Origin of the sequence: Methylorubrum salsuginis (assembly GCF_900114375.1) — a bacterium.
In the GTDB taxonomy this organism is placed as follows: Bacteria; Pseudomonadota; Alphaproteobacteria; order Rhizobiales; family Beijerinckiaceae; genus Methylobacterium; species Methylobacterium salsuginis.
The window spans coordinates 1-2,574 of the sequence record NZ_FOSV01000056.1 but is presented as its reverse complement, the minus strand read 5'-3'; the positions used below and the strand labels follow the sequence as shown (position 1 = coordinate 2,574).

At 68.5% G+C, this 2,574-nt stretch carries 2 protein-coding genes and 1 pseudogene; 1 reads left to right on the top strand and 2 read right to left on the bottom strand.

Annotated features, from left to right (window positions below):
- The first annotated feature begins 322 nt into the window (after positions 1–322).
- Positions 323–1,033 (top strand): alpha/beta fold hydrolase, encoded by a 711-nt coding sequence (locus BM140_RS24965; RefSeq protein WP_244535634.1) that lies wholly within the window; start codon positions 323–325, stop codon positions 1,031–1,033.
- 36 nt (positions 1,034–1,069) lie between these two features.
- On the opposite strand, the gene rsgA is transcribed toward BM140_RS24965, so the two are convergent.
- Positions 1,070–2,104, bottom strand: a complete 1,035-nt coding sequence (gene rsgA / locus BM140_RS24960) for a ribosome small subunit-dependent GTPase A (RefSeq protein ID WP_091952141.1) — start codon at positions 2,102–2,104, stop codon at positions 1,070–1,072.
- A 118-nt stretch (positions 2,105–2,222) separates the two neighbouring features.
- Positions 2,223–2,574: pseudogene (locus BM140_RS24955) on the bottom strand (hypothetical protein); the annotation flags it as partial.

Here is a 2,574-nt window from a genome sequence, read left to right as displayed (position 1 = left end):
AGCGCCGCGCCGACATCTACGACGCCTTCACCACCCTCGCAGCCAGCCTCATCACCCTCAACCAGATCAGACGGTTCTGTTAGGCGCTCTAAGGCGATCCGCCGGATCACGGTGGGGCAATCGGCAGGGCGGGCGGATGAACGGGTTCCGGGGGTGGATCGCTGCGATGGCCGCGGGAGTTCGGTCCCGCCTGACCTTGGTCCGATCGGCGACCGGACGGCGCGTGAACCATGGGCGGCTCGCGGCGAGACGCGACCGCGTCGGCGGCCTCACCCTGCATGCCCTCGCGTCGGTCGGCTCCGTCCCGGACGACCGGCTGCCCGTGATCCTGGTCCACGGGCTCGGGATGTCGAGCCGCTACATGATCCCGCTGGCGGCGCATCTCGCCCCGCACCTGCGGGTCTACGCCCCCGACCTGCCCGGCTTCGGCCTGAGCGACAAGCCGCCTCGGGCGCTCACGGTTCGCCAGCTGGCCGATGCGCTGGCGGCCTGGATGCGGGAACTCGGACTGGAGCGTGCGGCCTTCGTCGGCAATTCGCTCGGCTGCGAGGTGCTCGTCGAGCTCGCGCTCGTTCACCCGCAACGCGTCGACCGCCTCGTGCTGCAGGGGCCTACGCCGGACCCGGAGGCGCGCGGCCTCGCCCGGCAGATCGCGGGCTTCTTCCTCATCGCGCCCTTCGAACGGTGGTCGCTCGCCTGGGTGGCGCTGAGGGATTATGCCCGAAGCGGGGTCCGTCGCTACCTCCAGACCCTGAGGAGCATGGTCGACAACCATATCGGGGAGAAGGCGTCACGGGTCTCTCAGCCGACGCTCGTGGTCTGGGGCACGCGTGACGACATCGTCCCCCATGCGTTCGTGACGAGCCTTGCTGCTTCACTGCCTCGGGGGCGGCTTGCCGTCATCCCCGGCGCGGCCCACGGGATCAATTATTCGCATCCGGAAGCGTTGACGGCTGTCTTGCTGCCCTTCCTTCTGGCCCCACAAGAAGATTCTCTGGATGAATATTCTTTGAATCCCGAGAATTCGGCCTGATGCCGATCCTAAGGATCGACGGGATGATACAAATGTCTACCGACCGACATTCCGTCGCCCGCGCGGCCCGGCAGGTGCGGGCGTGTTGTCACGGTTCTCATCGAGGAGTTTGCGCCAGCGGATGAGGCGCTCGGAGTCGAGCCTCCCGTCGGCGACGGCGGCTTGCACGGCGCAGCCGGGCTCGTGCGCGTGCGTGCAGTCGCGGAACCGGCACGAGGGCGCGAGTTCGGTGATTTCGGAAAACAGTGTCGCGATCCCGTCCCCGGCGTCGCTGACGTGAAGAGTCCGCATCCCCGGCGTGTCGATCACCCAGCCGCCGCCTGCGATGGCGTGCAGGGAACGCGCCGTCGTGGTGTGGCGTCCCTTGGCGTCGTGCTCGCGAATGCCTCCGGTTTCCTGGGCAAGTGCCTGCCCCGGACCGGCGAGCGTGTTCACCAGGGTCGATTTGCCGACCCCGGACGAGCCGACCAGCGCCACGGTCCGCCCCACCCCGCACCACGGGGCCAAGGTCCGTGCCGCCACCGGCAACCGGGGATGGACGGTCACGACATCGAGCCCGCGCTGCAACGCGGCAGCCTGACGGCGGTAGACATCGACGTCGGCCGCCATGTCGGCCTTGGTGAGCAGGATCACCGGATTGGCGCCGCCCTGGTTGGCCAGAGCCAGATAGCGCTCCAGGCGCGCCTGATTGAAGTCGGCGTTGCAGGAGGTGACGATGAACAGCGTATCGACGTTGGCGGCGACGGGCTGCAGGGTCCGGCTGCCCTCCGGGCGTCGCTCCAGGACCGTTCTTCGGCTCAGGCGGCGGTGGAGCATCCGGGTCCGGGGGTGAGCCAGGACCCAATCGCCCACGGCGAAGTCGGCGGTGTTGGTATGGGCCGGAAGCGTCAGCTCGACCGAACCCGCCTCCGACAGCCCGGTCAGGCGCGAGCGGTGAACCGTGGCGATCCGCACGGGCACGAGATCCGCCTCGTCCGGTTCGCGCTGCTCCTCGAAGAAGTCGAGCCAGCCGAGGCTTGTCAGCGACGCCGGCGAGGGGAGGTCGGGATGATCGATCACCGGCCCGCACATGACATGGCACCGGTCGCGTGACCAGCGGCGCATAGGGGAGGGCGTTGAGACGCGATCGGCGGTTCTCCCCGTCAGGCCTTCGCCCCGCCATGGCCGTGGGGCTGCTTCGAGCCAGACTTCAAGCGACCTGCAGCCTTCGTAGGCGTGCAAATCCGACCAGCTTCCGCGCCTCTTCATCCCGGAGTGCGAGGTTCAGGCAACCGAGGCTGTCGCGCAGCGTCAGACGGCCGACGCGGCCGAGGATCTCGTGGCCGTCCAGGCATTCCTGCTGGCGGTAGTTCGGGATGCGGCTGTTCAGATGGTGGACGTGGTGCAGGCCGACGTTGCCGGTGAACCACTGCAGGACGCGCGGCAGAACGTAGTGCGAACTGCCGCCGAGGGCGGCGCGGTGGAAGTCCCAGGCGTCGGCTGACCTTGCCCCCTGTTTGCCCCCGCTCATAACCAGAGTCCGTTCTGGTTCTGGTTCTGGT